Source organism: Maritalea myrionectae, assembly GCF_003433515.1.
Lineage (GTDB): Bacteria > Pseudomonadota > Alphaproteobacteria > Rhizobiales > Devosiaceae > Maritalea > Maritalea myrionectae.
In genome coordinates, this window is record NZ_CP021330.1 from 1,348,632 (window position 1) to 1,375,372 (window position 26,741).

At 53.2% G+C, this 26,741-nt stretch carries 29 protein-coding genes; 19 read left to right on the forward strand and 10 right to left on the reverse strand.

What is annotated here, in order from left to right:
• Nucleotides 1-24: 24 nt before the first annotated feature.
• Entirely contained in the window at nt 25-795 is a 771-nt protein-coding gene (locus MXMO3_RS06615) for an MBL fold metallo-hydrolase (RefSeq protein ID WP_027834523.1), read from the reverse strand.
• A 171-nt stretch (nt 796-966) separates the two neighbouring features.
• Entirely contained in the window at nt 967-2,946 is a 1,980-nt protein-coding gene (locus tag MXMO3_RS06620; protein WP_027834522.1) for a bifunctional 2',3'-cyclic-nucleotide 2'-phosphodiesterase/3'-nucleotidase, read from the reverse strand.
• 206 nt (nt 2,947-3,152) lie between these two features.
• Here MXMO3_RS06620 and ypfJ point away from each other — a divergent pair, with 206 nt between their 5' ends.
• Entirely contained in the window at nt 3,153-4,064 is a 912-nt protein-coding gene (gene ypfJ, locus MXMO3_RS06625) for a KPN_02809 family neutral zinc metallopeptidase (RefSeq protein ID WP_117395352.1), read from the forward strand.
• Nucleotides 4,065-4,156: 92 nt separating this feature from the next.
• Nucleotides 4,157-5,323: an acyltransferase family protein gene (locus tag MXMO3_RS06630; RefSeq protein ID WP_117395353.1), complete on the forward strand. Its 1,167-nt coding sequence runs from the start codon at nt 4,157-4,159 to the stop codon at nt 5,321-5,323.
• 41 nt (nt 5,324-5,364) lie between these two features.
• On the opposite strand, the gene carA is transcribed toward MXMO3_RS06630, so the two are convergent.
• Entirely contained in the window at nt 5,365-6,552 is a 1,188-nt protein-coding gene (gene carA / locus MXMO3_RS06635) for a glutamine-hydrolyzing carbamoyl-phosphate synthase small subunit (protein WP_027834519.1), read from the reverse strand.
• 261 nt (nt 6,553-6,813) lie between these two features.
• Between carA and MXMO3_RS06640 the strand changes: the two genes are divergently transcribed.
• The 5 genes from MXMO3_RS06640 (at nt 6,814) to rpoD (ending at nt 13,201) form a co-directional block, all read left to right on the forward strand.
• A complete protein-coding gene (locus MXMO3_RS06640; RefSeq protein WP_027834518.1) occupies nt 6,814-7,266 on the forward strand; it encodes a GatB/YqeY domain-containing protein in 453 nt (150 codons plus the stop codon).
• Nucleotides 7,267-7,268: 2 nt separating this feature from the next.
• The gene (locus MXMO3_RS06645; protein WP_117395354.1) at nt 7,269-7,790 is read left to right on the forward strand and encodes a GNAT family N-acetyltransferase; all 522 of its coding nucleotides are present in this window, start codon (nt 7,269-7,271) and stop codon (nt 7,788-7,790) included.
• Between the two features lie 106 nt (nt 7,791-7,896).
• Nucleotides 7,897-9,093, forward strand: coding sequence for a hypothetical protein (locus MXMO3_RS06650; RefSeq protein ID WP_117395355.1), 1,197 nt, complete (start codon nt 7,897-7,899; stop codon nt 9,091-9,093).
• Nucleotides 9,094-9,102: 9 nt separating this feature from the next.
• Nucleotides 9,103-11,031, forward strand: coding sequence for a DNA primase (gene dnaG, locus MXMO3_RS06655; RefSeq protein ID WP_027834516.1), 1,929 nt, complete (start codon nt 9,103-9,105; stop codon nt 11,029-11,031).
• A 184-nt stretch (nt 11,032-11,215) separates the two neighbouring features.
• Nucleotides 11,216-13,201, forward strand: coding sequence for an RNA polymerase sigma factor RpoD (rpoD, locus tag MXMO3_RS06660; protein ID WP_117395356.1), 1,986 nt, complete (start codon nt 11,216-11,218; stop codon nt 13,199-13,201).
• A 69-nt stretch (nt 13,202-13,270) separates the two neighbouring features.
• Here the strand turns inward: rpoD and MXMO3_RS06665 are convergent, their stop codons facing one another.
• Nucleotides 13,271-13,717, reverse strand: coding sequence for a MarR family winged helix-turn-helix transcriptional regulator (locus tag MXMO3_RS06665; protein ID WP_117395357.1), 447 nt, complete (start codon nt 13,715-13,717; stop codon nt 13,271-13,273).
• 83 nt (nt 13,718-13,800) lie between these two features.
• On the opposite strand from MXMO3_RS06665, the gene MXMO3_RS06670 reads away from it, so the two are divergent.
• Complete coding sequence (locus MXMO3_RS06670; RefSeq protein ID WP_117395358.1) at nt 13,801-14,238, forward strand: ABA4-like family protein; 438 nt, start codon at nt 13,801-13,803, stop codon at nt 14,236-14,238.
• A 37-nt stretch (nt 14,239-14,275) separates the two neighbouring features.
• On the opposite strand, the gene MXMO3_RS06675 is transcribed toward MXMO3_RS06670, so the two are convergent.
• Nucleotides 14,276-14,737 (reverse strand): GNAT family N-acetyltransferase, encoded by a 462-nt coding sequence (locus tag MXMO3_RS06675; RefSeq protein WP_117395359.1) that lies wholly within the window; start codon nt 14,735-14,737, stop codon nt 14,276-14,278.
• A gap of 127 nt (nt 14,738-14,864) precedes the next feature.
• On the opposite strand from MXMO3_RS06675, the gene MXMO3_RS06680 reads away from it, so the two are divergent.
• Nucleotides 14,865-15,236, forward strand: coding sequence for a GFA family protein (locus tag MXMO3_RS06680; RefSeq protein WP_205468092.1), 372 nt, complete (start codon nt 14,865-14,867; stop codon nt 15,234-15,236).
• A gap of 19 nt (nt 15,237-15,255) precedes the next feature.
• On the opposite strand, the gene MXMO3_RS06685 is transcribed toward MXMO3_RS06680, so the two are convergent.
• Nucleotides 15,256-15,771 carry a GNAT family N-acetyltransferase gene (locus tag MXMO3_RS06685; protein ID WP_162889155.1) on the reverse strand — a complete coding sequence of 172 codons (516 nt, stop codon included), beginning with the start codon at nt 15,769-15,771 and terminating at the stop codon, nt 15,256-15,258.
• Between the two features lie 87 nt (nt 15,772-15,858).
• Between MXMO3_RS06685 and MXMO3_RS06690 the strand changes: the two genes are divergently transcribed.
• Together MXMO3_RS06690 and MXMO3_RS06695 are read left to right on the forward strand one after the other, a co-directional pair.
• On the forward strand, nt 15,859-16,290 hold the full coding sequence (locus tag MXMO3_RS06690) for a MarR family winged helix-turn-helix transcriptional regulator (protein WP_117395362.1): 432 nt from the start codon (nt 15,859-15,861) through the stop codon (nt 16,288-16,290).
• Between the two features lie 59 nt (nt 16,291-16,349).
• Nucleotides 16,350-16,772 (forward strand): hypothetical protein, encoded by a 423-nt coding sequence (locus MXMO3_RS06695; protein WP_117396737.1) that lies wholly within the window; start codon nt 16,350-16,352, stop codon nt 16,770-16,772.
• Between the two features lie 37 nt (nt 16,773-16,809).
• Here MXMO3_RS06695 and MXMO3_RS06700 read toward each other — a convergent pair whose 3' ends face one another.
• On the reverse strand, nt 16,810-17,439 hold the full coding sequence (locus MXMO3_RS06700) for an NAD(P)-dependent oxidoreductase (protein WP_117395363.1): 630 nt from the start codon (nt 17,437-17,439) through the stop codon (nt 16,810-16,812).
• An 81-nt stretch (nt 17,440-17,520) separates the two neighbouring features.
• Between MXMO3_RS06700 and MXMO3_RS06705 the strand changes: the two genes are divergently transcribed.
• Nucleotides 17,521-18,111 carry a TetR/AcrR family transcriptional regulator gene (locus tag MXMO3_RS06705; protein ID WP_117395364.1) on the forward strand — a complete coding sequence of 197 codons (591 nt, stop codon included), beginning with the start codon at nt 17,521-17,523 and terminating at the stop codon, nt 18,109-18,111.
• Here MXMO3_RS06705 and MXMO3_RS06710 read toward each other — a convergent pair.
• Nucleotides 18,108-18,467, reverse strand: coding sequence for a winged helix-turn-helix transcriptional regulator (locus MXMO3_RS06710; RefSeq protein WP_162889156.1), 360 nt, complete (start codon nt 18,465-18,467; stop codon nt 18,108-18,110). The two genes, MXMO3_RS06705 and MXMO3_RS06710, sit on opposite strands and share 4 nt — an antisense overlap.
• 128 nt (nt 18,468-18,595) lie before the next feature.
• Here MXMO3_RS06710 and MXMO3_RS06715 point away from each other — a divergent pair, with 128 nt between their 5' ends.
• From MXMO3_RS06715 to MXMO3_RS06725, 3 genes are all read left to right on the forward strand, one after another.
• Complete coding sequence (locus MXMO3_RS06715; RefSeq protein WP_162889157.1) at nt 18,596-19,309, forward strand: MBL fold metallo-hydrolase; 714 nt, start codon at nt 18,596-18,598, stop codon at nt 19,307-19,309.
• Nucleotides 19,310-19,803: 494 nt separating this feature from the next.
• Nucleotides 19,804-20,106 (forward strand): HlyU family transcriptional regulator, encoded by a 303-nt coding sequence (locus MXMO3_RS06720; RefSeq protein WP_027834506.1) that lies wholly within the window; start codon nt 19,804-19,806, stop codon nt 20,104-20,106.
• Nucleotides 20,099-20,308: a hypothetical protein gene (locus MXMO3_RS06725; protein WP_027834505.1), complete on the forward strand. Its 210-nt coding sequence runs from the start codon at nt 20,099-20,101 to the stop codon at nt 20,306-20,308. The genes MXMO3_RS06720 and MXMO3_RS06725 overlap by 8 nt, the downstream gene beginning before the upstream one ends.
• On the opposite strand, the gene MXMO3_RS06730 is transcribed toward MXMO3_RS06725, so the two are convergent.
• Nucleotides 20,291-21,742, reverse strand: coding sequence for an MFS transporter (locus tag MXMO3_RS06730; RefSeq protein WP_117395367.1), 1,452 nt, complete (start codon nt 21,740-21,742; stop codon nt 20,291-20,293). The genes MXMO3_RS06725 and MXMO3_RS06730 overlap by 18 nt on opposite strands.
• Before the next feature lie 8 nt (nt 21,743-21,750).
• Nucleotides 21,751-23,190, reverse strand: coding sequence for an MFS transporter (locus MXMO3_RS06735; protein ID WP_117395368.1), 1,440 nt, complete (start codon nt 23,188-23,190; stop codon nt 21,751-21,753).
• A gap of 100 nt (nt 23,191-23,290) precedes the next feature.
• On the opposite strand from MXMO3_RS06735, the gene MXMO3_RS06740 reads away from it, so the two are divergent.
• From MXMO3_RS06740 to MXMO3_RS06755, 4 genes are all read left to right on the forward strand, one after another.
• A complete protein-coding gene (locus MXMO3_RS06740) occupies nt 23,291-23,926 on the forward strand; it encodes a helix-turn-helix transcriptional regulator (protein ID WP_036221688.1) in 636 nt (211 codons plus the stop codon).
• Nucleotides 23,927-24,000: 74 nt separating this feature from the next.
• Entirely contained in the window at nt 24,001-25,404 is a 1,404-nt protein-coding gene (locus MXMO3_RS06745) for a RimK family alpha-L-glutamate ligase (RefSeq protein ID WP_027834501.1), read from the forward strand.
• A gap of 4 nt (nt 25,405-25,408) precedes the next feature.
• Nucleotides 25,409-25,885 (forward strand): ankyrin repeat domain-containing protein, encoded by a 477-nt coding sequence (locus tag MXMO3_RS06750; protein ID WP_162889158.1) that lies wholly within the window; start codon nt 25,409-25,411, stop codon nt 25,883-25,885.
• Nucleotides 25,886-26,710 (forward strand): sulfite exporter TauE/SafE family protein, encoded by an 825-nt coding sequence (locus MXMO3_RS06755; RefSeq protein ID WP_117395370.1) that lies wholly within the window; start codon nt 25,886-25,888, stop codon nt 26,708-26,710. It begins immediately after the preceding gene.
• Nucleotides 26,711-26,741: the final 31 nt, after the last annotated feature.

Sequence of the window (26,741 nt, forward strand, 5' to 3'; positions counted from 1 at the left end):
GCGTTTTGAAAATGTGATTTTGAATTAGTACCAATCGCCCATTTTAACTTCAGCAGCGGCGCCAACCATATTGGCGAACTCTGCTGGGTCTTGCGTGCCATTGTCACGGCCGCGATAGTGATAGGGGTAAACCACTTTTGGTTTGAACTCTGCCACGGCGGAAGCGGCAGCTTTTGCGTCCATGGTGAAGGGCAAGTTCATGCACACAAATGCCAGATCAATATCTTCAAGCGCGCGCATTTCAGGAATGTCTTCCGTGTCGCCGGAAATATAGAGGCGGAAGCCATCCAGTGTGAGGACATAGCCGTTGTCGCGGCCTTTGGGGTGGAAGTTCTTGCGTTCTTCCGTGGTGTTGTATGCGGGGATAGCTTCGATATTCACTTCATTGAAGCTGGTTACGCCACCATTGCCGATTTGCATGGCATTTGCTGTGAGGTTCTCTGGCAACATGTCAAACACAGCCGGGTTGGTGAGCAGCTTGGTGTCATCACCAATCAATGCGCTGAGCGTTTCCGCATTATAGTGATCGCCGTGTTCGTGGGTGATTAGAATGAGATCAGGCGCAGGCAGATCCGCATATTGCGCTGGATCGCCAACTGTATCCACATAAATAACGCCCTCAGGTGTTTCCAACACCACAGATGCGTGGCTGATCGGATGAACTTTGATCATGCCATTATCGGTTTTATACTCATGCATATTGTGACCATCTGCCAAAGCGCTAAAAGGTACAAATGTGATGCCGCCAGCGACGATTGCGCCGGTGCGTAAAAAGTCTCTTCTTGAAAATTGCATTTTAGGCCTCCCTTATAATGATGTCATTGTTACGCGGAATTGTGGCGATTGGATGAGATTAACAAAAGATTGAATTATGAAAAGACTGTTCAATTTTTTGGGGCATAAAAAAGGGCAGCGTGATGAAACGCCGCCCTACAAGCCAGGTTAGGATGCTTGATTTCGTTTGCGTTACAGCGTGATCCGATAGGTTCCGAACCCGCTATCCGCTTGGCCCACATAGTCGATCTTCACCGCTGTGACGTCTTCCACATGTGCCTTTGCATTTGGACCAGTTTCAAACAAAACAGTTGTGTTGTCGAGAGGGGCGAGGGACCAATTGCTATCGGCCTGTGGGTTGATCGTGCCTTTTTCAACGATGTAGCGCACGATCACATCGCGGTTGGTGTCCGGCCCCACAAAGATGATGACATCATCGCCAAGCCCAGGGAAGCTGCCGCCGCCAGATGCGCGGTAATTGTTGGTGGCCACAACGAACTTCTGATCCATGTCGATCGGTTCGCCATTGTAGCGCAGATCCACAATGCGTGATGCATCCGGGTTGATAGCGTCGCCGCCGCGTGGTGGATATTTCGACGGTTGCGACACGTCGATTTTGTAGGTGACGCCGTCAATCACATCGAAATTGTAAGATGGGAATTCATCATTGATCAGTTTCTGATCAGTTGACCCCGGTTCCACCTGATTAAAGATGCCTGCGGAGCGCTCCAACCATTCTTTTACGCCACGGCCATCGATCAACACCGCGCGCACGGTGTTTGGATAGAGGTAAAGGTCAGCCACGTTTTTAATGGCCACCGGCCCGACGGGAACGTCGGTGTAATAATCCGGACCACCACGGCCACCGGCTTTGAACGGTGCGGCTGCGGACAGGATGGGCAAGCCTTCCCACTCGGTGCCGCGCATCATTTGCTCGGTGTACCAAAGTTGGGCCTGGGAGACGATTTGTACCGAAGGATCGTCGGCGACGAGTGCAAAGTAAGAATGCAGCTTGGCTGCGGTTTCGCCCACGGCGGTCCGCACATATTCAAGCGTTTCATCATGGGTTTTCTGCACGGAGGCCAGAACAGCAGGTACTGATTCAACCAAAGGTTTGACTTCGCGTTCTATGCGCTCATAGATCGGGCGTGCTTCTGAGGTATGCGAGATGATCTTCCACTCATTGCCGCTTTTCTCGATCAACAAATCGATCAGACCCATATGGGATCCCCAGAAACCGGGCATCACAGATGGCTTGCCCTGCAATGTGCCGTTGGTTGTGTCCACGCCTTCAATGCCGTCATATTGTGAGCTGGGGAACACATTGTGGTGGTGGCCGGTGAACACAACATCAATGTCCTCAACGCCAGCCAAATAAAGTGACGCGTTGCCCATCATATCAGTTTGCGGTTCGCCGCTAATGCCAGAGTGGGAGAGGGCGACAATCAAATCGGCGCCTTGTTCTTTCATCAAAGGCACATAGGCCTGAGCGGTTTGTACAATGTCGCGGGTGGTGACTTTGCCGTTCAGATGCTGGTAATCCCAAACCATGATTTGCGGCGGCACAAAGCCGATAAAACCGACTTTGACAGTGTGGGTTTCCCCTGCGCCATCGGTGATTTGCTTTTCCAAAATCTTGAATGGCGGCAGCAGCGTTTTGTCTTTGGTGGGATCATCACCCAATGTGGTGCCCATCACGATGTTGGCGCATACAAAGGGGAAGCTTGAGCCCGCAAGTGCTTTTTCGAGGAACGGCAGACCATAATTGAACTCGTGGTTGCCGACGGTGGCGATGTCGTAGCCCAACGTGTTCATGGCGGCGATCATGGGGTGCAGGTCACCCTCTTTAAAGCCGCGCTCATAGGCAACATAGTCGCCCATCGGGTTGCCTTGGATCAGGTCGCCATTGTCGACAAGCATTGTGTTGGTGGCTTCGGCGCGAATATTTTCAATAATTCTCGCGGTACGAGCCAGGCCCATCGTGTCGTTCGGGCGATCGGCATAATAGTCATAGGGGTGGATGGCGACGTGAATATCTGTCGTTTCCATCAAGCGCAAATGAGCTTGTGCGCTATTGGCCATTGCAGAAAAGGGGTGCATGGCAACCAAGGTGCCTGCCCCAGCCGCGCCAGCAAGGAATGCGCGGCGAGAAATAGAGTTAAAGTGAGACATAGTTCCCTCCATTGGAAAAATGCGATGTAAGTAAAAGTCGATCGCTTGGGCCTTCGTTGGCGGGCACATTTGACGCGGTTCGATGACGGAATGATGTATGATTTTTGACAGTTTGGTCAAAATTTAATTTTGGTGCGGTGGATAAGTGGACAGGCCCTCCAGAAAGTGGCAATTAAATTAGATGGTTAAGTGAGGATGATTGAATCATGAAATGGGAAGGTCGGCGGCGTAGTCGCAATGTTGAGGATCGCCGTGGCCGGCGATCGGGCCCCTCTGGGGGCAGATCTGGCCGTCGGGTCCGCATCCCGATGCCGCGTGGCCGCGCGGCGCGTGGAGGTGGTGGCGGACTTTTGATGCTGCTTGTGGTGCTTGGTGTCGCCTGGCTGCTGGGGATCAATCCCCTGAGCTTAATTGGCGGTGATTTGAGCAATAGCGGCGGGTCTTACACGCAACGACCGAGTGATAATCTACCCATGGCGGATGCGGGTGAGGATCGGTTGCTTGATTTTGTCGCGGTCAATCTGGCTGAAACCGAAGATCTTTGGACATTGGTGTTTGAACAGAATGACATGACTTATGTGCCACCAAAGCTGGTGTTGTTTTCAGGGCAAACCACGTCTCCGTGTGGGGTGGCCAGCGCCCGAACAGGGCCGTTTTATTGTCCCAGTGATCAGAAAATCTATCTTGATCCGGCATTTTACGCGCAATTGCGCGATCAATTCGGGGCGAGTGGTGATTTTGCACAAGCCTATGTGTTGGCGCATGAGGTGGGCCATCATGTGCAGCAATTGGTTGGCACATTGCCTGAATTTAATCGATTGCGTGGTGCGTTGCCGCAAGAAGAAGAGAACGCCTATTCGGTGCGCATAGAGTTGCAGGCAGATTGTTATGCGGGGATCTGGGCCAATTATGTTGGTGAGCAGAACTTGTTGGACCGCGGCGATATTCGTGAAGCGCTTAATGCTGCTGAACAGATTGGCGATGACACGCTGCAAAAGCGCACCCAAGGATTTGCCGTGCCAAAGACGTTCAGCCACGGCACGTCAGCCCAGCGCATGGAATGGTTTTCACGCGGATATAAAACCGGCGATGTGCAGGCGTGCGATACGATTGGTTGATAAAAGTTTAAGGATTAAGCTTAACAAAAGCTAAAGATGGTAGGCGCGTGCGAAGCGAGTGATAATGGCGGCGACTGAACAAGGAACCGCAAATGACTGTTTCGCACACTGACAATGCTATTCGAGCTGGTGCTGAACGCGATGTGACGCTGGATATTTTCCGCGCTGCGGCCATTCTGCTGGTGATCCTTTATCATTATACAGCGCGCTTGCCAGCGACTGTTTTCGGCGCGGCTGAGCCGTTGGCTCTGCCCGTCGTTTTTGGCTGGGTCGGCGTCTATTTCTTTTTCATCCTGTCGGGATATTGCATTTTCTACACGTTGGAGCGGGCGCCCACAATTTGGCGGTTTTTCGCCAAACGGTTTTCGCGGATTTATCCGGCGTTTGCAGCCGCAGCGATCTTATTGTTCGCGCTGGATCAGATTGTGCCGTTGCCGCTATTGCCCCAATTCGATTTCAGGCCCACTCAGCCAAATTGGACAGATTTGATGGGTAATCTGCTGTTTTTGGGGGGCATTTTTGAATGGGTCAATGGTTCGTTTTGGTCGATCACGGTCGAGTTGCAGTTTTATGCATTGATCGGTTTCTGCGCCATGGCGTTTAAGAACAGCAACCGATTGGTGGAATTCTTTCACCGATTGAGCGTGGTGTTGGCTATTTTCTGGCTATTGACGTTTTGGGTCGGCCTTGCGTTTGATCCGATATGGAAAGTGGCGACTGGCTTGCGACTGGTCCTGATCGCGCCGTTTTTGCCTTTCTTTGCCCTTGGTGTGCTGGGCGCACAATTGGCCAAAGGCCGCTGGCATTTTTCAAACGCCTTCAAACTGCAAATGCTTTTGGCCAGTTTGGTGGTGTTTAGCCAAGCGGCAGGGATTTCGCCCTATTTATTTGGACCCAGAACTTTGCTGCCCGTGATCATCACATTCTGGCTCATCGTTTTATTTCGGTCTTTTGCCGAAGGATGGCGACTGCCACACATTCCATTGATCACACCAAGCCTGACGCAGGTCGGTTTAGTGAGCTATTCCTGGTATTTGCTGCATGAAAACTTGGGCTATTTGTTGCTTCGTGCAATGACGCCGACGTTGGGTTATGCAATTAGCCTGCCGCTTACGATCGTTTCAACTGGGGTTGCGGCGTTCTTATTCTCTTGGGCATTTGAATGGCGGTTCCGCAAAGGTGCCGAGTGGTTTGCGGAGGGCATCTTGATGTTTATCAGCAGGCTATTGCCCAAAAAAATAGGCGAGGGGATGGCTTAAATCCCGCTCGCCCATCAATCTTATTTTGTTAAAAGAGGTGGTTATGCCGCCTCTTTTTTGTGTGATTTCACATTGTCCATAAAGCGGGCAAACAGATAGTGGCTATCGTGCGGGCCGGGGGATGCTTCAGGGTGGTGCTGCACAGAGAAGATCGGTTTATCGTCAACCATCAAGCCGCAGTTTGATCCATCAAACAATGATTTGTGGGTTTCGGTGATGCCTGCTGGCAAAGTGTCGCCATCCACAGCGAAGCCATGGTTCATGGATGTGATTTCCACTTTCGTGGTGGTCAAATCCTTCACCGGGTGGTTGGCACCATGGTGACCCTGGTGCATCTTTTTGGTTTTTGCACCCAAGGCAAGGGCCAGCAATTGGTGGCCAAGGCAAATACCGAAAATAGGCAAACCGCTTTCAATCAATTCTTTGATGATCGGCACCGCATATTCGCCAGTGGCGGCCGGGTCGCCCGGGCCATTGGAGAGGAAGATGCCATCGGGATTGAGGGCCAGAATGTCTTTTGCCGGTGTTTCAGCGTTCACAACGGTGACCGTTGCATCTTGATCAACCAGGCAGCGCAAAATGTTGGCTTTGGCGCCATAGTCGACAGCCACAATGTGGAATTCAGCTTCCTTCGGATCGATAACCCGTTCTTCCCACTCCCAAGAGCGTTCATTCCATTTGTAGGTTTGGGCGGTCGAAACCGTTTTGGCCAAATCCAGATTTTCGAGGCCTGCAAATTTGGCGGCTTCGGCTTTCAGGATATCAATTTCGAAATTGCCTTCAGGATCGTGCGCGATGATGGCGTTGGCAAAACCTTTGTCGCGGATCATGGCGGTGAGGGCGCGGGTGTCGACGCCGGAAATGCCGATAATATTGTTGGCTTTGAGCCAATCGTTCAAATGCTCGGCTGAGCGATAGTTTGATGGGTTGGTGATGTCGGCTTTGAGTACACAACCGCGTGCGCCGGGAGCGGATGCCATTTTCACTGTTTCCACATCTTCCGCGTTGGCACCGATATTGCCAATGTGGGGGAAGGTGAAGGTGATGATTTGTCCGGCATAGGACAGATCGGTCAGGATTTCCTGATAGCCTGTGATGGCGGTGTTGAAACACACTTCGCCGACCGCATGGCCCGTTGCGCCGAGGCCTTGGCCTTCGACAATTGTTCCATCTTGAAAGATTAGAAGTGCTGTAGCTTTGGTTTCTTGCCAACCCGACATTTCGGCCATTCCTTTTGATCGCTGAATGTAACCGATCCACCATTTGGGTGTGGCTTTAGGGCAGCTCTTTGTCTAGCTGCGCGTAGGCTCACCCGATTTGGTCTGGATCGGATGGACACTAAGGGAGCAGGCGCAGAAAATCAACCGATTCCATCAAAGATTTAACTGTTTAAATTCAGTCGCTTAGATGTTTTTATAAAGAGGCATTGGCATAAAGGTTAGCCTTAGGTATAACTCAACCCTTGTTTCAACAGCAAAAGATGATGCTTCATGCGAGACCAAATCAACCAAGCCCTTAAGCAAGCCCTGAAAAGCCGTGACTCAAGTCGATTGGGCACATTGCGCCTGATCAGTGCGGCGATCAAAGATCGTGACATTGAAGCGCGGGGCAAAGGCAAAGAGGCTGTGGACGACGCAGAAATTTTACAGATTTTGCAAAAAATGGTGAAGCAGCGCGAAGAATCTGCCGCTGTTTACGCCGAAAATGGCCGCGAAGAACTGGCTGAGCAAGAACGGGCTGAGATCAAAACCATTCAGGATTTCTTGCCCAAGCCTTTGAGCGAAGACGAAGTGGACGCCGCCATTGACGAGGCCATTGCGCAAACTGAGGCGCAAAGCCTGAAAGATATGGGCAAAGTTGTGGGTATTTTGAAAGCCAAATATCCGGGCCGTATTGATTTTGGCCAAGCCTCCAAAAATGTGAAAGCCAAACTGAACGGCTAAACATGTCAGTATTTGAGCCTCAACTAACCCCAATTTCCGAAGGTCATGTGGCGGCATTGCTGCGCTTTGAGCGGGGTAATGGCGATTATTTCGCCGAGTTTGTGCCCAAGCGACCACTGCGCATGCTCACAGATGAGGGCATGGCGGAAGCGGTGAATATCCTTTGCGAAGAAGCGAGGACGGGGCGAGGCGCATATTATGTTGTCTTTGACGGCGATGACATCGTGGCGCGGTTGAACCTTGTTTACGATGGGGAGCGGGCAGACCTTGGCTATCGCGTGGCCCAAAGCCATGCGGGGCAGGGGGTGGCCACCGCCATGGTGCGGCAGGCGCTTGAAAAGCTGCGTGACGACGGATTTGATGTGGCCACGGCGCACGCTTTATCGTCCAACCCCGCTTCAATCCGCGTGTTGGAAAAGTGTGGCTTTGGCGTTTCCCGAATTGATCAGGATGGCGGCGCGGCATTTGGTTTTGAGGGCGATATTGTCCACCTTGAGCAGATGCTGATCGTCGAACCTGTTTGACTTGCACCATTGGGTATTTGCTTTTCCGTTCCCGAGCGCATTAGATAGTTCTATTGTCACTTATTGAAACAATGGCACCTCAATGTCGGGGTGCCCGGAGGCGAGCATGCGGCATTTTATTTTAGGTCTTTTTTTGAGCTTGGGGTTAGCGGGCGGTGCCCATGGGCAGGCGGCGCAGCCATCGGAACTGAGCGCCATTCTGGCAGAGCAGGGCGTCTCTGGCGGTCTCGACTATGCTGCCGAACAGGAAAACAGCGCACGCAAAAGCTTTATGCTCGGCGCGCTGCACACGCTAGATGCGGTGCAATATATGCTGCATTCGCGTTATGAAAATTATTCAGGACGCTTGCCGTTGGTGCCGGGTGGCCAGACCGTATTGAGGGTAAATCCCAATTCAGAATTTGACCCCGCCTTTATCGAGATCGGCCTGACTGGCGCGCTGGAACGTCTAGCCGAGGCGGAGCGGGCGCTTGCAGACATAAGTGAAGACGAATTTGCGCTGACGATTGATTTGAATGATGTGTGGTTCGATGTGGATAAGGACGGGGTGCGCGCGCCGGACGAATCCATGGGCATGTTTATGGCCGGGTTTTTCGAAATGCGGCGGGCCGCAGACGTAGAGTTGCCGATTGTGCAGTTTGATCGTGCCGACGCGCAATGGCTGTTGGCTTACACACGTGTGATGCAAGGCATGGCAGAAATGGTGCTTTCGGTTGATCCGACATCTGCGATCAAGAAGGTGACCGATGGTAGTACCCGGATGCGTGAATTGGGAATCTTGGAACGCGACCCGATATTCGGCGACGAAAACATTATTGATACGATCGCCATTATCGTTACCGCGTTGCATGGTCAGCCGGAAGTGGCACGGACACAAAAGGCGCTCACCCACTTTCAAGGCATGATTGCCGCTAATAAAGAGTTTTGGCGCTTGGTGGCGCTGGAAGAAGATGATCAGGCTGAGTGGTTGCCCAACCCAAACCAAAGTTCTGCGTTTGGTGTGCCTGTGACAAAGGAGGTCGCCGATGGCTGGCAGGACGTTTTGGCCGAACTTGATGCGGTGTTGGCTGGTGAGGCGTTGGTGCCGTTTTGGCGAATCGAGGGGCGTGACAACACCCAAGTGGGGATCAACATCAATAAGCTTTTGACTAACCCAGGGGATTTCGATCTGCTGTTGATGGTACATGGTGCCGCATTCGCGCCTTTTATGGAGAAGGGGCGCGTTGTTGATACAGATGTGATGCAGCGCTTTTCACGGATGACGGGCGGCCAAGCTGGTATGTTCGCCTTGTGGTTTAATTGATAGGACACCATGCGATTTAGTGACCAATTTTTAGATGAAATTCGTGAACGCCTGAATATTTCGCAGGTGGTGGGCGAATTTGTATCTTGGGACAAGCGCAAGTCGCAGCCCGGGCGCGGGGACTTTTGGGCCTGCTGCCCGTTTCATGGGGAAAAGACCCCGAGCTTTCATGCTGATGACCGCAAGGGCATTTATCACTGCTTTGGCTGTGGCGTTACGGGCGACCATTTTCGCTTTCTGGTGGAAAAAGGCGGTTTGAGCTTTCCAGAAGCGGTGGAACGGCTGGCGGGGCAGGCCGGGGTGCAAATGCCCGCGCGTGACCCGCAGCAAGAAGCGCGGCAGCAAAAGCGCAATAGCCTTTATGATGTGATGGATTTGGCAGCGCAATATTTTGAACAGGCGCTGGCGGCAAATGTGGGCGCGCGGGCGCGGGGCTATCTGAATGAACGCGGTGTGTCACCGAAAATTCAAGAGCAGTTCCGGTTGGGCTTTGCGCCAGACAGTCGCAATGGGCTGAAAGAGTTTTTGGCGCAAAACCAAGTGACGGCGCAGCAAATGATTGCCTGTGGCCTGCTGGTGGCGGGTGACGATATTGCCGTGCCATTTGATCGGTTTCGCAACCGCTTGATGTTTCCGATTGAGGATTTTCGCGGCCGCGTGGTGGCGTTTGGGGGGCGAGCGATGTCGCCCGAGGCGCGGGCGAAATATCTCAACTCGCCCGAAACCGAACTCTTCCATAAGCGCCGCACGCTTTATAATGGCCAAATGGCGCGGCAGGCGGCCCATGATGGCAAGCCGCTGGTGGTGGTTGAAGGCTATATGGATGTGATTGCCTGTGTGCAGGCGGGATTCCATGGGGCTGTGGCCCCCCTTGGCACCGCTCTCACAGATGAGCATTTGGGTCTGCTGTGGAAGATGACATCAACGCCTGTGCTTTGCTTCGATGGCGACACGGCCGGTCAACGCGCGGCGGGGCGCTCGATGGATGTGATGTTGCCGATGCTCAAGCCGGGCCAAAGCGCTAAAATCGTGACCCTGCCCGAAGGCGTTGACCCTGATGATCTGATCAAGGCAGAGGGGCGTAAAGGCTTTGAAGATCTGCTGGCCAGCGCGGTGCCACTGTCGCAAGCGATTTGGAACCGCGAGACGCAGAACGCCAATGTGGAAACGCCGGAAGCGCGGGCCGAGTTAGAGGCGCGGCTGCGCGGCTTGGCCAATGAAATTGCTGATCCATCGGTGAAAAAGCATTATGGGCAGGCCTTTAATGACATGCTGTATCGCTTTTTCCGGCCGCAAGGGAACAAGCCCTATCGCCGGGGTGCTGGCGGCGGAGGCGGACGCAATTCAAATTTTGGATCGATTAAGACAAATGGCCGCAAAAGCTATGCGCCGAGCTCGAGCCTGATGCAGCGGCTGAAAAGCACAAGCGTCGGGTCCATGCATCCGCGCGAGGCGGTTATTTTGCTGGGATTGATCAATCACCCGGAATTGGCCGAGCAACATTTGGAAGATTTGGCGAATTTGGAACTAACCAGCCAAGTGGCCACGCAGATGCTCGACATGTTGGTAAACGCGGTGGCGATGGACCCGAACGTGACCGCCGCGCAGCTGAAAGAGGCGGTTGAACAGCGCGGTTTGACCGAGGCGCTGGCCACGATCCATGACCAAGTGCGGCGGCAGGGCATTTGGCAGGTACAGGAAAAAGCGGACAAAAGTGATGCCGAAATCGGCTTAAATCACGCTTTGGCCTTGCATTATAAATCAGTTCGATTAAATAAAGAACTGAAAGCGGCCGAATTGGCACTTGGAAATGACCCAAGTGAAGAATCTTATGAACGGCTACGCGACATACAGAACCAACTATCCAGTGTTGATGGCACGGAAGCTTTGATTGAAGGGTTTGGTTCGTTATCAGGGCGCTCGACGCGGGGTCTCTAAGCTTTTTAAAAAAAGCGGAGGGTCGGTCGGCGGTTTTCGCGTATTTGGCGTTCAAATACTCTCCATGGTAACGAATGTGAAATGAGATTTGGATATGCGCTAGGGTAGAGCAAATATCCCTCCCTTGTTCGGAGCGAGATATAAGCAGGCAATTCTGCCATCCCCGCGTTCAGGAGAACAATGAATGGCGACTAAGGCTAAGGAAAACGAGAAGCAGGAAGGCAGCGCCGAAGCTCAAGACGGTCCGCTCCTCGATCTTTCCGCATCATCTGTAAAGAAAATGATTCGGGCCGCCAAGAAGCGTGGCTATGTCACTTATGAAGTGCTCAATGAGGTTTTGCCCTCCGATCAGGTTTCTTCAGAGCAGATTGAAGATGTGATGGCGATGCTCTCTGAAATGGGCATTTCCGTGATCGAAGAAGATGAAGCCGAAGAGCGCGAAGCTGAAAAAGAATCCAGCAGCACCGAGCTTACAGTTGCAACCGGCACCGCCGTTGCGTCTAAATCCAACGCCCGTGAAGGTTCAGACCGCACGGACGATCCGGTGCGCATGTATTTGCGCGAAATGGGCACAGTGGAGCTGTTGTCTCGCGAAGGCGAGATTGCGATTGCAAAACGGATTGAAGCTGGTCGTGAAACCATGATCGAAGGGCTTTGCGAAAGCCCCTTGACCTTCCAGGCGATTATTATTTGGCGCGAGCAGTTGGCCGAAGGCGAAATTTTGCTGCGCGACATTATCGATCTGGAAGCGACTTATGCTGGCCCAGACGCCAAAGAAGAGCCAACCATTCCGGCAGAAGGCGAGACCAATAAGCCGGCTGAGGAAAAAACGGCTGAAGAAAAGCCTGACGAAGGCGGCGAAAACAGCGACGACGATGATGATGATGACGAGTTTGAAAACAACCTCTCATTGTCAGCCATGGAAGCTGAGCTTAAGCCGCAGGTTGTTGAAACCTTTGATCTGATTGCGAACACTTACGCCAAGTTGCGCAAGTTGCATGATGAGCAGGTTGAGCAAAAGCTGGCCTCCAGCACGCTGACCGACAAACAGTTGAAAAAGCTGAACTCGCTGAAAGCTGAAGTGATTGCGGAAGTGAAGTCACTTTCCCTGCACAATGGCCGGATTGAAGCGCTGGTTGAACAGCTTTATGACATCAACAAAGGTTTGGTGCGCATTGAGGGCCGTTTGCTGCGTTTGGCGGAAAGCTATGGCATTCAGCGCGAAGACTTTTTGACCGAATATCACGGCAACGAGCTGGCGCCGGACTGGGTGGATACCATTTCCACACTGCCAAAGCCGGGCTGGACCAACTTTGCTGTGGCCGAGCGCGACATGATTGAGGAGTTGCGCGAAGAAATCAAAACCCTTGCCACTGAAACGGGCATGGACATTTCTGAATATCGCAAGATTGTGCACAAGGTACAAAAAGGTGAGCGCGAAGCCGCCATTGCGAAAAAAGAAATGGTTGAGGCGAACTTGCGCCTCGTGATTTCGATTGCGAAAAAATACACAAACCGTGGTTTGCAATTCCTGGATCTGATCCAAGAGGGCAATATTGGTTTGATGAAGGCGGTTGATAAGTTTGAATATCGCCGGGGCTATAAATTCTCGACTTATGCCACATGGTGGATTCGTCAGGCGATCACCCGCTCAATTGCGGACCAGGCGCGTACGATCCGTATTCCGGTGCATATGATCGAAACGATCAACAAAATCGTTCGGACATCGCGTCAGATGTTGCACGAGATTGGACGCGAGCCGACACCAGAGGAATTGAGCGAAAAGCTGCAAATGCCTTTGGATAAGGTGCGCAAAGTGCTGAAGATCGCGAAAGAGCCGATTTCTTTGGAAACGCCAATTGGCGACGAAGAAGACAGCAATTTGGGCGATTTTATCCCGGATTCAAACGCGGTGCAGCCGATCGACTCTGCGATCCAATCCAATTTGCGTGAAACCACAACACGGGTTTTGGCGTCACTGACACCTCGTGAAGAACGTGTGTTGCGGATGCGCTTTGGTATCGGCATGAACACCGACCATACGCTTGAAGAAGTGGGCCAGCAGTTCAGCGTGACTCGGGAACGTATCCGTCAGATCGAGGCGAAGGCCTTGCGCAAACTGAAGCACCCAAGCCGCAGCCGCAAACTGCGTAGCTTCTTGGATAGCTAAGGTAGTTTGCTTTAGGCTTGAGAAATTAAAAGGCGCTCCTGATGGGGCGCCTTTTTTCTTTTTGGAAATCTAGGTCAGGTTGCCTGCGGTGCCTGCCACCATGCGTAAGAGCAGTTCAGAAAGTTGCTCCAGTTCTTTTTGCGACCAGCGGTCTTGGAAAACATATCCTGCATGTTTGGCAAAGGTAGTCTGGGTTTCGGCGAGCTTGGTTTGGCCCGCCTCGGTGAGGGTGACATAGGACAAGCGTGCATCTCGTTCATCCACCTCGCGACCCAGCAGGCCGATTTTTTCCAGCGGCGCGGCCATGCGGGTAACGGTGGAGGCGCTGACATGCATGCGCTTGGCCAGTTCAACACGCGCAAGGCGATGTCGTGGCGCTTTGTGCAGGTGCAGCAGCATAAAATATTCGTTTACCGATAGGCCATGCACCGCAGAGAATTCGCCAGCCAAATTTGCTTTTAACTCGTCGCCGGCCTGTAGGAGGCGTAGAGCGTTGATCGTTTGAATATCTGTCATGCTTGCAGTTATATTGCAATATACTTGCATGTGCAAGCATACTGCAATAGGTAGGATGGGTTATTTTGAATGGGAGATTTGTGATGGATTATGAATTGATGTTTTCGCTGGTTGGGGTGTTCTCGATGTTGGGCTGGCTGGTTTTACTGTTTTCGCCTTGGATGCCCACATGGTCGGACAGGATTGCGGGATTGGTAATTCCGGTGGCGTTGGCGATATTTTATGTCGCGATTGCAGTATTGCTGCCAACAGAGCAGGGTGGCTTTGGCAACTTCGCTGAAATCGAAGTTCTTTTTGCTCAGCAATCAGCCTTGATGGCAGGGTGGGTTCACTTTCTGGCATTTGATTTGCTTATTGGCGCGTGGATATGCCGAAAGGCGCGGGCGGAGAATATCCGTTTCTGGTTTGTTGTTCCCTGCCTTCCAGTGACATTCTTATTCGGCCCGGCTGGATTCTTGCTGTTCACGACGATCCGTGGCGGCCATATGATGCGACACAAGCAAACGCAAAATGTCGCGTAGCTTGCTTTGCGTTTTTTCGCAGAGGCGTGAGATCACCTCAGCACTCAAAGCTCTGCACTGGATCGTCACCAAATGTGTCGTGATATTTGCCATTGGTGAAGGTTGAAATGGAGTTGCGCCAGAAGGCTTGGGCGCCAATGTTTTCAGTGATTTGTTCGACGGTCCAATGTCCGGGGAAGGCGCGGAAGAGCTGATGGGTTGCGTCGCGGCCAATGCCCGAACGCCTGAACTTTCGCATGACGAAAAACTGCTCCATATCATATTTCCGTTCGCCAAGTTGATGCACTAGGGCTAAGCCTGCTGGTTCGTCATTCACATAGATGAGACGGGGGAAGCGGTTGGGATCTGTCCACATTTCAGTGAAGCAGGGATTTGAGCCGTACAAACCATCTGCCCCTATGACGTTGCCCGCGATTTCGCTGAAGTCATAGCCGTAGAGTTGCTCGAGTCTGTCGAGCAAGGGTTTATCTTCCGGCTTTGGTTCGATCAGCTTCAGCAATTTGAAACTCCTTTGAGACTCGGCGGCACATAATTTGCATCCTAGCAATGGCTGAACACGGGTGTATAGACACTGGTGGCGCGCATCCATAGATTGAATTTTTGATTTGCGGTTCTGGAGGTGTGGTGTGACCCAGCATAAAGGCGGATGTGCTTGTGGCAAGGTGCGGGTGATGGCAAGTGGACAACCAAATCGGGTTGGCGTTTGTCATTGCATGGATTGTCGCAAGCATCATGGGGCTTTGTTTTACGCTGCGGCGATATTTCCCTTTGGTGCGGTGGAGGTGACTGGGGAAACCAAAAGCTATCAAGGGCGGCATTTTTGCCCAGCGTGTGGTGGCTCAGTTTTTGCGGTCACTGATGATGAAATTGAATTGCATTTGGGGGCGTTGGATGCGCCCAGCCAGTTTGTGCCTGACTATGAAACATGGGTTGAGCGGCGCGAAGATTGGTTGCCTGATTTTCCAAACACGGTGTGTTTTAAGCGGGATCGTGCATAGGTGAGGGCGTGCTGGCGACTTAAATGACCAGTTTGTACATCTCTGTGCCTTCTGTGGCTTCACCCTCCTCGCGTTGGAACCCGGCCTTTTGCAGCACTTTCGCTGAAGCGGGGTTGGTCGTTTCCACACCGCCCCATAGGTGGGCTGGCAGGTGCTGGGCGCGATACCATGCGACTAACCCGGCAACCAGCTCTGTTGCGTAGCCCTTGCCCCATGCGTTTTCGCTCAACAGGTAACCCAGATGGATCTGGGGTGGTTGGGGCGGCTCTTGAAATCTGGCCAAGATCAAAAAACCGATCAGAGCGGACGGATCGCTTGTTCTGATCGCGAGTAGATCACTTTCCGCCAAACGTGCAACGATCCAGTCGTCAATGGTTTGGGTGGCGGCATCAAATTGCAGTGGCGCGGGCAGATGCTTCAATACGTTCGGTGTCAGGATTGAGGTGAGCGCTTTGCGATCAAGGCGATTCAGGTCGGTACCGGACCATGGCGTGACGCGCAGGCGCTCTGTTTTAAAGTCTGGCAAATGGGACATAGATTGCTCCGGTGGTGCGAGTTTTTGCTGACTTGACATTATCATGGTTTCTGATAGATAGGAAGCCTTACTAACTAAGAGGGCAAAATGCTACTTGTTCAGTTTTTGGAGTTGGCGCACAGGAAAGCGCATCGTGAATGGGTGCGGGCGGCGGCAAAATTGTCGTTGAGCCATAGTGAGTTTGAATATCTGAGTGCTATTCGGGATCAAGAATCCTACAAGACGGACAAGGACAATCATGGGCAACATTTGCAAGATGTTGTGGAGGCGATGGGCGTGCGCAAAGCCTCGGCCAGCGCCATGGTGTTGAAGCTGGAAGAGCGTGGATTGGTGGAGCGGGTCGATTGCCAATATGACGCGCGGGCCCAGCATATTTTGCTGACGAAAGAGGGGCGCACCCTGCTGAAGCAAGGAGATTCCATTTATGCGACCGTGATGGCGCAATTGATGTCGGAATTGCCCGCCGATGATCTTCATGCTGTCGCAGATGAAATGAAGGCAGCAGCCAATAGAAGTTAGCTTCTATTTGGTTTTAAAAGTCAGTCAGGCTTCCTGACTGAATGGTGAAAGGAAATGATGTGAACATTGAATTGGTTTTGATGGGCGTGGCCCTATATATTTTGATTTGGGAAAAATTGCCGGAGTGGGGCGATTGGTTTAACCGCTTGATCGCGGAGCTGCCTTCGCCGTTGCGCTCTTTATATGAGCAATGGCACTGCCCTTATTGCGTTGGTTTTTGGATGGCCTTGGTGTTGCATGGTCTCACTGGCATCTGGACCTTGCCGGCGTTGGGTGAGCTCCCCAGCTATTTGGGTCATTTGGCAGTGCCGCTTGGGTGGTTTTTGGATGCGCTGGTCACCGCAACATTGATTTACACGGTGGTCATCGGATTGCGGGCGTTGGGCCTGCCTGCCATGAAGGCGCATTTGATGAAGGATGAATTCATGAAATCAGCTTTTGGTGGCGACGAAAGTGCGGCGCAACCAAATGCGCAAGAATGATGAATGGAGGCGCCCTCCTGGCAGGGCGCCTTTTCCCTCAGTTGGAGATCGCGACGGCGCGGCGGCAAAAGTCCGTGCCCAAAATCTGGTCTTTGATAAAGGCGGCGACATCGGCGCGGCTGATTTTAAGAGTGAGCCTGCGTTCCCCCGGCCCAAAGCCGGTTTTGAAACGTCCCGTTGCCTTATCATCTGTAAAGGCGCTGGGGCGAACAATAGTCCAATCCAAGCCGCTATCACGCACCATGGCCTCTTGCCATTCATGGTCTTTGAAGACGGGGGCGAGCAGCGCACCAAACATGATGCGTTTCCAAAAGAAATTGAGGTTCTCCCAGCTTTCATGGGCGCCGAGGGTGGATTGACAAATAAGGCGTTTGACGCCGTGCTGCTTCATGGCGGCAATGACATTGGCGGTGCCGACAGAGCGGATGCGGCTTTTGCGTGACATACCGGCACCAAGCGTAATGATGACCGCATCGTGTCCTTTGACGGCATCTGCCACTTCGGTGGCGTTGGTGGCGTCGCCCGCCTGAAGGGTGAGGGCGGAATGCTGAACATTTAGCTTTTGCGGGGTGCGGGCGAAGGCGGTGACTTGATGGCCATCGGCCAGGGCCTCTTCCACCACCAAGCGACCAATAGTGCCCGTAGCACCAAAGATTATGACTTTCATTTCTTGTTCCTTTGCGTTAGTCAAGGTGAACTTTACACGGTGACAACTTTACACCGTGTCAATTAACGGGAGATTGACACCATGTCAAGTGACGGTCGCAATACGCGTGCGCGCATTTTGGAGTCTGCGGTGGAATTGCTGGAAAGCGGCACGGGCAGTGCGGTGCGTATTTCAGATATTGCCAAGGCGGCCGGGATCAGCCGGCAGGCCGTTTATTTGCATTTTCCAAAGCGGGCGGATTTGCTAACAGCGGCGACGCGCTATCTTGATGAAAAGAATGATGTGGATGCGCGGCTTGCAGAAAGCCGCTCAGCGCCGACCGGGTTGGTCCGGCTTGATGCCTGGGTGGCCGTGTGGGGCAATTATATTCCCGAAATCTATGGCATCGGCAAAGCGCTGATGGCCATGATGGACAGCGATGAGGAAGCGCGGGTGGCGTGGGAGGATCGCATGCAGGCGGTGCGCCATGGCTGCGCGGCGGTGGTGGGCGACTTGGCGCGGGACGGACAACTTGTTTCTGGTCTAAGCCAAGAGAAGGCGACCGATATTTTGTGGATGCTGCTTTCCGTGCGCAATTGGGAATTGTTGCGCCAAGAATGCGGGTGGACGCAGGATCAATATGTAGAGCACCTGAAACAGGTGGCGCGTGCTAGCTTGGTGGCCGGGGCCTAGGCTGCTTCTGTCAGCGCTTCATTTTCGCGTGATTTTTGCCATACATAAAGCTGCACCAAAATCGGCGCGAGCTTTTCGCCTGTGGCGGACAGGGCATAAATCACCCGAACGCGGCGCTCATCTGTCGGTGTGCGGGTGATCAACCCGTCAGCTTCCAACTCGCGCAATTGTTCGGTGAGGACCTTTTTGCTGGCTTTGGGCAGGGCGCGGTCAATTTGCGCAAAGTGCATTTGCCGTTCGCAAAGCATATGCAGCAGGATGGGTTTCCACTTGCCGGAAAAGGTTTGCACGGCGGCGGCCACCGGGCAGGTGAGTACGTCGTCAGCATAAAATTCTGCGGGGTCGATTTTAATCATTTTACCGAGCCTATCATTGTGTGCACTTAGCATAATCCTTGCGGCAACAGATGGCTATAGGGCACAAATTTGTAACGGATTGTCATCGTATTTTCATGGCCCTAAATGGGGGGAAATGGAGATGAATGATGAGCTATAAAATTCAACGTGTGCCGATTTTGCCTTTGGGCATGATCAATGCATTTTTGCTGCAAACCGCCATGGGCGCCGTGCTGGTGGATACGGGGTTGATGGGCACCGAGGATAATGTGGCGGCGCAGCTTAAAAAGCTGGGATTGGGCTGGCACGATCTCAAATTGATTATCGTGACGCACGGGCATGTTGACCATGCGGGCAATGCGGCAAAGTTGCGTGCGCTGAGTGGCGCGCCCGTGGTGATCCACCAAGCGGAAGCAAAATATTGCGCAGGCGAAGCAGAGATGAAATTGTGCCCCACTGGATGGGTTGGGCGCTTGCTTTATCGCCGGGGTATTCCTTTGCGGCCCTATGACTATTTCTCGCCCGACATTGTGATGCATGATCATGACGAGTTTGACTTGCGCCCTTATGGATTGGAAGGCCGGGTGGTGTTTACGCCGGGACACACGCCGGGGTCCATTTCAGTTTTGATGGATGACGGCCATGCTTTCGTGAGCGATCTGATTGCTTCTGGATTTGCACTGGGCGGTTTGCTGCCCGTGGATCGGCCACGGCGTCCGCCATTTGAAGAAGAGCCGCTTGAGGTTGCCTCAGCGTTGGAGCAATTGTTGGCCAAGGGCAGCACAGATTTTCATTTGGGGCACGGCTTTAAGCTGAGCACAAAGGCGGTCGAGCGGCATATCCATACGCTGCGGAATCTTTAATTTTGGCCGGTTTTGGCAGCAATGTGGCCGCCAAATCACACGGGCAACGACCACAGTGAATGGTAGAATTGGCCGAATTCGGGATAAGATTCTGTAATGACTCACAGATTTTTTGTGATTGGGTTTATTCGGAATCGGCCAACTTGCGGATGGGGTCAATTAACCTCAATCGCAATAAATGATTCAAGCATAATGGGTTAGACCATTTTCTTGAATCAGATTGTCAGAATGTCGAAAGCTGTTGGATTTACATCGATGTTCAAATGCGCGAATCGAATGTCTGTTTGCGCCATATGAAGGGCGAATCCAGAAAATGAATCTGGTTTCAAATGTTTAGCGTAGTTTGTTGAATCAGTTTATCAGGCACAACCAACCGATGGAGGCCTTTGAATATCGTTTAAAACTTAGCGCGGAGTTAAGGTTACAACCGAGACGGTTTGGCCATATGAAAAGCCGTGTTATAAGCGGGGCCAAATCAAATCCCGGAGTGCACTATGTCCTTTTTTAAAAAACTATTTGGTGGCGGTGATAAGGCTGAATCTGGCCCAAAGATTTTGGGTGAAACCACTGTTGAAGGACTGCGCATTGTGGCCATTGAGATGAGAGCTGGGCAAGAATATCAGCTTTGCGGCCGCATTGAACGCACCCATGAAAATGGCGATATGGATGCCGTGCAGTTTATTCGTGCGGACAAATTGACCAGCGCAGACATGGCGGAAAAAGCGACCTTGGCCAAGGGTGAACAGATCATCCGGGAACGTGGCAAAACGCTTTTTGATGGGGGAGAGAATGTCTGATCCGTCCAGTCGGGGACCGGAAAAACGCAGCCTTAAACATCATCTGTTGAACCGACTTTTATATGCGGTAATTGCTGCCGTGATTTTCGGTGGGTTGGTGTTTTTTATTGATGGCCGTTTCAATCCCATTACGATTTTGACCTTTATGGCGATCTTCTTCGTGGCGACCGTTGTTGCAGATTTTCTAGGCAAGCGCCTCTGATTCCTGCTCGACCTCTTCATGGTCGGGCGTGGTGGTGAGGCCAAGGCTGATTAAGACGCCCAAGGCGGGGAATGCTGTGAACACCATTAGGAGTGCCGCCCCCGCATTGCGCGCGGCCTCGACAGTGAAAATCTCCCCTGCCACAGCTCCATCAAACAAGCCAAACGCAATGGCGCAAAAGCCTGCGATGGCGGCGCCAAATACAGCGCCTGTAAATTGAATGGGTGTCATGGCGCCTGACGCGATGGATTTGTGCTGTCGTGGCGATTGGGTGATGATGATTTGTCGGATCAACGGGCTGGACGAGCCATAGCCCAAGCCGGTGGTGATCAGCCCAGCAAGGACCAGCCAGAAATAGCCTTGCCACACTGCGAAAGCGCTCAGCAAACCACCTGTCATGATCAAGGTTGCCCCCATGCGAATAAAGGCGATGCGCAGCGACATGCGTTCAATGCGATTGGACGTCCATGCGGCCAATGTCCACGAAAAGGCGAGCGAAGCTGCGGTGTAACCTGCGGCCAGCGGCGACATAAACCAAATCGATTGCAGCAGCGCAACGATATAAACCGTGCGGCCGGATGCGCCGACGGAAAATAGGCCGAGCATGGTGAAGCTGCGGCCCATATTGGTGCGCAGGGAAAATAGGTTGGGCGGCATAAAGCGTTCTGCCGCTTTTTGGTCCAATGCTGCGAACACAACCATCAGGGTGCTGGAGGCGGCGATGATCAGTGCCAGTAAGCCCGTATTGGTCATCTGCCCGGCAAAGCCAGTGATCAAAAGGGCGGCGACCAGCAACAACAAACGGCGCACTGGAAATGGTTTTGGCTCGTCTGCCGATTGGGTGGCTTTTGGCAAAAATTTGTAGGCCAATAGGATCAGGATCAAGACAAGCGGCAGGTTGAACAAAAATGCCACGCGCCAGGACACATATTGCGTGAGCAGTCCGGCAAAAAGCGGTGTTGCGGCGGCGGCGACAGACCATAAGGTTGAGCTAAGGGCAAAGATGCGCGGCAGGAGCCGGGCGGGCAAATGGTCGGCGATGACCACATAGACCAAAGAGATCAACATGCCTTCGGCCAGCCCCTGCAAACCGCGGGCCAAGATGACCAAGGCAAGACTGTTGGCAAGACCGCCCATGATCGAGCCGACGGCCAGCAGGGTGGCTGCGGCCACAAAAATGGGTCGTGCGCCAAACCGCACCTTAAAATTGCCCGCCATCACGCCAGCGCTGATGGAGCCGACTTGGAAGAGGGCAAACAGCCAGAACATCAGTTCACGTCCACCCAAATCCACCACAATGGAGGGGGCGATCACAGTGGTGATAAAGCCATTTACCGCGTGGGAGGTGACCACCAGAATGTTCATCAGGGTGATGGGCAGAAAAGCGGTGGAGAAAATACCGGCTTTTGGATCTGTGTCAGCGGTGGTGAGCATGGGCGAACCTAGGTGATTTTGCGCGGTGGCGTTTTGGGCAGGATATGCGGCAGACCCAGCATTGGCGTGTGCAGCACAAAGAACAGCACTGACATCAATGGTGCGGAAGATTGTACCCCATCTGCGGTGAATAGGCCATTGGGTGCATCGGGGTTGATCAGGGCAATATTGAGGGCGACCAAGCCAGCCAATGCGGCGCCAAAGGCAGACGCAGCATTATCCATAGGGGGCAGCATGGCGGCGGCCCGGTCGCGCTCTCGACCGCGCACAAACTGCACGGCGATCTTTTCAATAAAGATGTTTTGCCAGCCCAACCCCAAACCCAAAAGGGTCAGGGAAAGCAGGAACAGGGGCAGGCTGGCAAGCTTGAGGGCAATAGCGCTGAGGGCAACGCTGAGCCATATGGCATAAATGCCGATGATGATCCAACGGCGCTGGGCCGGATAGGTGGACACGCCCGAGACTGACCAGGATCCGACAGTCCAGAACGCGGCGGGCAGGGCGGTCATGTACCCGGCCAAGGTCAAATCTATGTTCCAAAGCGTTTGCACAAAGGCCACGTTATAAAGCGCGTTCGCCGTGTTCAGCACGTTGACCAGCAGGGTCACCATATAGGCAATGGCTACCGGGCTACGCGGATCAAACAGGCGGAGCGGCAGCATCCGGCGCTTGCTGTGGCGCTCAGCGCGCAAGCCAATGAAAACCAGGCCCGCGGCTGCGATCAGCAAAGCGGCGATGGGCAAGGGGTCGGTGAATTGGCCAATAAAGCACAGGATGGTGATGGCCAGAATTAGCGGTAGCAAAACGCGCATGTCGGGCTTGGTTGCGGCGCCCAATCGTTTGGTGTCGGGCACTGCAAAAAACGCCTGTACGGCGATCACGAGGCCAATGACAAAATTGACCAGAAAGGTGCCGCGCCAGGTGAAAAAATGCTCCAATATGCCGGCGGCCATGGGCCCGATGGCGGCAGCGAGCGCCCACACAATGGCCAATATGCCGATCATCCGGGTCATTAAATTGCCCTTATAGCTGTCGGCCAACACCATATAGGCAAGGGAAACCAATATGCCTTCGGCAAAACCCTGGATGCCACGCCCAATGATGATCACTTCAAAGATCGGCGCAAACCCGCCAATGCCGGAGCCAATCACCAGCAGAATAGCGGCGAGATAAAAACTTTGGCGGGCGCCAATGCTGGATTTAAGATTGATGGTGAGCATGCCGCCCAAAATGGCCATCAACGAAAAAAGCGCGGTTGACCAAAACAAGATTTTCGCGCCTCCAATATCCGCGACGATCGTGGGCAACACTGTGCGCACCGCGAAAATGTTTATCGCGTGGGAGCCGATGGCGATGACCAACGTTAGTGTCAGCAATGCACGCCCCTCTTTAAGCAGATCTGCAAATGAGGTCTTTTCAGCGTTGGCATCGTCGGACTGATCGGTCATGGCGCTTCTATTTAATAAGAAAAAACTTGCCTTATATTAGAAAGGTGATTTGACAAGTCAAATCTTTTTTTATTAAATCCCCTCAACAATGGAAAAGCGCATGAAGCATAGCGAAGATAAAACGATTGAGCGATTGCTCTATCTCCTCAAATCACGAGGTGGACAAACAGCGGTGAGCTTGGCGGAAGCCGTGAGCACAACGCCTGTAGCGGTGCGTCAGCACATGGAAAAGCTGTTGGACCAAGGCTTGGTGATGGGGGAAGACCGCCGCGAATCAGTGGGGCGACCCAAGAAATATTGGAAGCTGACAGAAAAGGGCCATTCGCGGTTCCCTGATCGCCATTCTGATCTGACCATGGAGCTTTTGGGCTCTATTCAGGATATTTATGGTCAAGAGGGCATCGACAAGCTGATTTCCGTGCGTGAACGCAAAGCATTTGACCTTTATCGCGACAAGGTGGCGGCGCAACCCACCCTGCAGGGCAAGGTGGAAGCGTTGGCTGACTTGCGCGAGCGCGAGGGCTATATGACCGAGGTTGAGCCTTGCGATGATGGCTATTTTTTGCATGAAAATCACTGCCCTATTTGCGTGGCAGCGACCACGTGCCAGGGATTTTGTCGCTCAGAACTGAACCTATTTCGTGATGTTCTTGGCGATGATGTGCGCGTGGCCCGCGAGAGCCACATTGTGAGTGGCGCGCGGCGCTGCACATATCGGATTGTAGAAGCGCACTAAGTTTGATCTAGTGGGACAAATTTCGCGAAGGAACAGATTCCTTTGCATAAAACTGACCCATTTGAGAGGCGTTTATGGCGGAAACCGCTAAGCCAAAAATTGCAGTTGGCTGGGAAGAGTGGATTGGCATGCCAGATATTGGCCTGCCTGCGATTTTGGCGAAAGTCGACACAGGGGCACGCACATCAGCGCTACATAGTTTTGCCTATGAAGAGATTGAAATTGATGGGCAAACACATATTCATTTCGGTGTGCAGCCGCTGGCTGATGATCCTAAACTTCACGTGTGGTGCAATGCGCCCTTAGTTGCGTATCGGGAAGTGATTTCCTCCAACGGCATGGCCGAGATGCGTCCCTTTGTTCAAGTGGAGCTACATTTGGCGGGCCAAAGCTGGCCAATTGAATTGAGTTTGACCAATCGTGAAACCATGAATTATCGCATGTTGCTGGGCCGCACCGCCATGGAAGGGCGGATTATGGTCGACCCGTTTGGCGCTTGCATCAATGGTGTGCCTGAGGGAGATTTTTATGGTCATCATTTGGCGGAAAGCACCACCAAAAATCTTTCTATCGGTATTTTAACCTGCGCGCCGAATGCTTATTCCACGCAGCGTCTGGTGGAAGCGATTGAGCAAAAGGGGCACCAAGTCGATCTGGTCGATATTGCACGCTGCACGTTGCAAGTGGATGCGCAAAACCCAACTTTGTTTCTGCGAAACGAACTTTTGCCACGTTATGACGCCGTGATCCCGCGCGTTGGCACACCGATCACGCAGCATGGGTTGGCCGTTGTGCGGCAATTCGAGTTGATGGGCAGCTATGTGTTGAATGGGGCCTCATCCATTGCGGCCGCGCGGGACAAATTGTGGAGCTACCAATATTTGGCCAAAGCCGGCTTGGATGTGCCCTCAACCTTTAGCGCGTTTCACGGGCGTGATGGCCGTGCCATGGTGCGCAAAGCGGGCAAGGGGCCATATGTGCTCAAATCGCGTAAGAGCGAACGTGGTCGTGGGGTATTGTTTGCCCCGGACAAGACAATGGCCAAGAGCCTATTGGATGCGTTTGATGACCTTGATGAAAAGCTGCTGGTTCAGCCGTTTTTGCAGGCAGAAGACAATGCAGATCTGCGCATCATGGTTTTGGGCAAAAAGGTGATTGCTGCGGTGCGCCGGGTGGCCAAAACGGGCGAATTTCGGGCCAACTTCCATCAAGGGGGCGTGACCCAAAAGGTCAAAATCAACAAGCAAGAGCGACAAATGGCGTTGCGGGCAGCCAAGGCGCTGGGATTGCGTTTTGCCGGCGTCGATTTAATGCGTACCGACGCGGGCCCTGTGGTGATGGAGGTCAATGCCTCTCCGGGGCTGGAGGGCATTGAAAGCGCGACGGGTCTTGACCTGAGCGGCAGAGTTATCGACTATGTGGTTGAATATGCGCGTCCATCGCCGCCGGCGCTTCAGGACGTGCCACAAGCTGAGTAGAGCGATGCTGTTTCGGTTAAGCCGTTTGATGCTGTTGGTGACGTTTCCGCTGTTGTTGGCGGGGCTTTCTGCATGTGTAGAACGGCCCGGCAAGCCCACCGAGTTGGAGCAGGCCGTGCGCGACAATGCCGCCCTCAAGGTGAAAAAGATGCTGGAGGAGGGGGCAGACCCTAACCATGTTTCGGAAAGCGCTGGCCCCCTCATTTATATCGCGGCTGGCCCGAAAGGTGGCGCCGAAGTAACATTGGTGTTGCTGCAAGCGGGTGCCGATCCAAACGCAGCCAATAGTGACGGACGTTTGCCGCTGCAAAATGCGGCAAGCTGGTGCAGCATCAACACGGTATCATTGTTGCTGGAAGCGGGTGCAAATCCTCATAAAAAAGGCAAAGACGACAAAACTGCGCTTGACGATACGTGTCGGCAACCGCAAAGAGAGCGGGAAATCATTTTGGAAATGCTGCGCACGGCAATGAGTGAATAGATGGATTTATTGACATCGTTGTTTTTTGAATATGGCGCGCTGGCGCTAGCTGGCGTGGCGGCGGGGATCATTGCTGGGCTATTGGGCGTGGGCGGTGGCATCGTGATGGTGCCGGTGATGACCACCATTTTTGCCGCGAGCGGCATGGATGAAGCGGTGATTTTGCATGTCGCGGTGGCCACGTCGTTGGCGGTGATCGTGCCGACAGGCACGTCGAGCGCGCTTGCCCATCACCGCAAAGGTGCCGTATCCGGTGAATTGCTGAAATTGTGGGCCCCCTTTATGGTTGTGGCCTCGTTTCTGGCGGGCATTAGCGCAGGTTTTTACTCGTCTTTGGTGATGCGCTTGATATTCGGCATTATGGCGATTTTGATCGCGGTGAACTCGGTGGTGCCGATTCAGAAAAAGCTGATGGAGCACCTGTCCGATTCTGCTCGAACGCACCGCACCAGTGCCGCGATCATTGGTTATATCTCATCTTTGATGGGGATTGGTGGCGGCTCGCTGAGCGTGCCGACAATGACAGCGCTTGGGCGCACCGTGCATCAAGCGGTGGGCACCAGCTCAGCACTTGGTGTGTTTATCGCGGTGCCTGGTGCGCTTGGCTTTGTGCTGTCAGGATGGGGCGTGGCGGGTGTGCCTGATTATGCCCTTGGCTATGTGTATTTCCCCGCGTTTCTGGCGCTGGCGGTTGGGGCCATTTTGTTTGCCCCCGTGGGGGCAGCCATTGCCCATCGTTTGTCAGGCATTTGGCTAAAACGGGTACTCACGATCTATTTGCTGATTGTTGGCACGCGGATGATCTTGAAAGCGATCAGCGGATAAAGCGCGCCGCCCAGTGGGCCACGCGCTTTTG

What these genes read in the sequence shown, in the direction of transcription:
- MXMO3_RS06620 (WP_027834522.1), bottom strand. Translation starts at nt 2,946, where the DNA reads ATGTCTCACTTTAACTCTATTTCTCGCCGCGCATTCCTTGCTGGCGCG.
- rpoD (WP_117395356.1), top strand. Translation starts at nt 11,216, where the DNA reads ATGGCGACTAAGGCTAAGGAAAACGAGAAGCAGGAAGGCAGCGCCGAA.
- ypfJ (WP_117395352.1), top strand. Translation starts at nt 3,153, where the DNA reads ATGAAATGGGAAGGTCGGCGGCGTAGTCGCAATGTTGAGGATCGCCGT.
- MXMO3_RS06715 (WP_162889157.1), top strand. Translation starts at nt 18,596, where the DNA reads ATGAGCTATAAAATTCAACGTGTGCCGATTTTGCCTTTGGGCATGATC.
- MXMO3_RS06615 (WP_027834523.1), bottom strand. Translation starts at nt 795, where the DNA reads ATGCAATTTTCAAGAAGAGACTTTTTACGCACCGGCGCAATCGTCGCT.
- MXMO3_RS06645 (WP_117395354.1), top strand. Translation starts at nt 7,269, where the DNA reads ATGTCAGTATTTGAGCCTCAACTAACCCCAATTTCCGAAGGTCATGTG.
- MXMO3_RS06755 (WP_117395370.1), top strand. Translation starts at nt 25,886, where the DNA reads ATGGATTTATTGACATCGTTGTTTTTTGAATATGGCGCGCTGGCGCTA.
- MXMO3_RS06685 (WP_162889155.1), bottom strand. Translation starts at nt 15,771, where the DNA reads ATGTCCCATTTGCCAGACTTTAAAACAGAGCGCCTGCGCGTCACGCCA.
- MXMO3_RS06745 (WP_027834501.1), top strand. Translation starts at nt 24,001, where the DNA reads ATGGCGGAAACCGCTAAGCCAAAAATTGCAGTTGGCTGGGAAGAGTGG.
- dnaG (WP_027834516.1), top strand. Translation starts at nt 9,103, where the DNA reads ATGCGATTTAGTGACCAATTTTTAGATGAAATTCGTGAACGCCTGAAT.
- MXMO3_RS06720 (WP_027834506.1), top strand. Translation starts at nt 19,804, where the DNA reads ATGTCCTTTTTTAAAAAACTATTTGGTGGCGGTGATAAGGCTGAATCT.
- carA (WP_027834519.1), bottom strand. Translation starts at nt 6,552, where the DNA reads ATGGCCGAAATGTCGGGTTGGCAAGAAACCAAAGCTACAGCACTTCTA.
- MXMO3_RS06700 (WP_117395363.1), bottom strand. Translation starts at nt 17,439, where the DNA reads ATGAAAGTCATAATCTTTGGTGCTACGGGCACTATTGGTCGCTTGGTG.
- MXMO3_RS06690 (WP_117395362.1), top strand. Translation starts at nt 15,859, where the DNA reads ATGCTACTTGTTCAGTTTTTGGAGTTGGCGCACAGGAAAGCGCATCGT.
- MXMO3_RS06750 (WP_162889158.1), top strand. Translation starts at nt 25,409, where the DNA reads ATGCTGTTTCGGTTAAGCCGTTTGATGCTGTTGGTGACGTTTCCGCTG.
- MXMO3_RS06705 (WP_117395364.1), top strand. Translation starts at nt 17,521, where the DNA reads ATGTCAAGTGACGGTCGCAATACGCGTGCGCGCATTTTGGAGTCTGCG.
- MXMO3_RS06670 (WP_117395358.1), top strand. Translation starts at nt 13,801, where the DNA reads ATGGATTATGAATTGATGTTTTCGCTGGTTGGGGTGTTCTCGATGTTG.
- MXMO3_RS06725 (WP_027834505.1), top strand. Translation starts at nt 20,099, where the DNA reads ATGTCTGATCCGTCCAGTCGGGGACCGGAAAAACGCAGCCTTAAACAT.
- MXMO3_RS06730 (WP_117395367.1), bottom strand. Translation starts at nt 21,742, where the DNA reads ATGCTCACCACCGCTGACACAGATCCAAAAGCCGGTATTTTCTCCACC.
- MXMO3_RS06735 (WP_117395368.1), bottom strand. Translation starts at nt 23,190, where the DNA reads ATGACCGATCAGTCCGACGATGCCAACGCTGAAAAGACCTCATTTGCA.
- MXMO3_RS06665 (WP_117395357.1), bottom strand. Translation starts at nt 13,717, where the DNA reads ATGACAGATATTCAAACGATCAACGCTCTACGCCTCCTACAGGCCGGC.
- MXMO3_RS06650 (WP_117395355.1), top strand. Translation starts at nt 7,897, where the DNA reads ATGCGGCATTTTATTTTAGGTCTTTTTTTGAGCTTGGGGTTAGCGGGC.
- MXMO3_RS06740 (WP_036221688.1), top strand. Translation starts at nt 23,291, where the DNA reads ATGAAGCATAGCGAAGATAAAACGATTGAGCGATTGCTCTATCTCCTC.
- MXMO3_RS06710 (WP_162889156.1), bottom strand. Translation starts at nt 18,467, where the DNA reads ATGATTAAAATCGACCCCGCAGAATTTTATGCTGACGACGTACTCACC.
- MXMO3_RS06640 (WP_027834518.1), top strand. Translation starts at nt 6,814, where the DNA reads ATGCGAGACCAAATCAACCAAGCCCTTAAGCAAGCCCTGAAAAGCCGT.
- MXMO3_RS06630 (WP_117395353.1), top strand. Translation starts at nt 4,157, where the DNA reads ATGACTGTTTCGCACACTGACAATGCTATTCGAGCTGGTGCTGAACGC.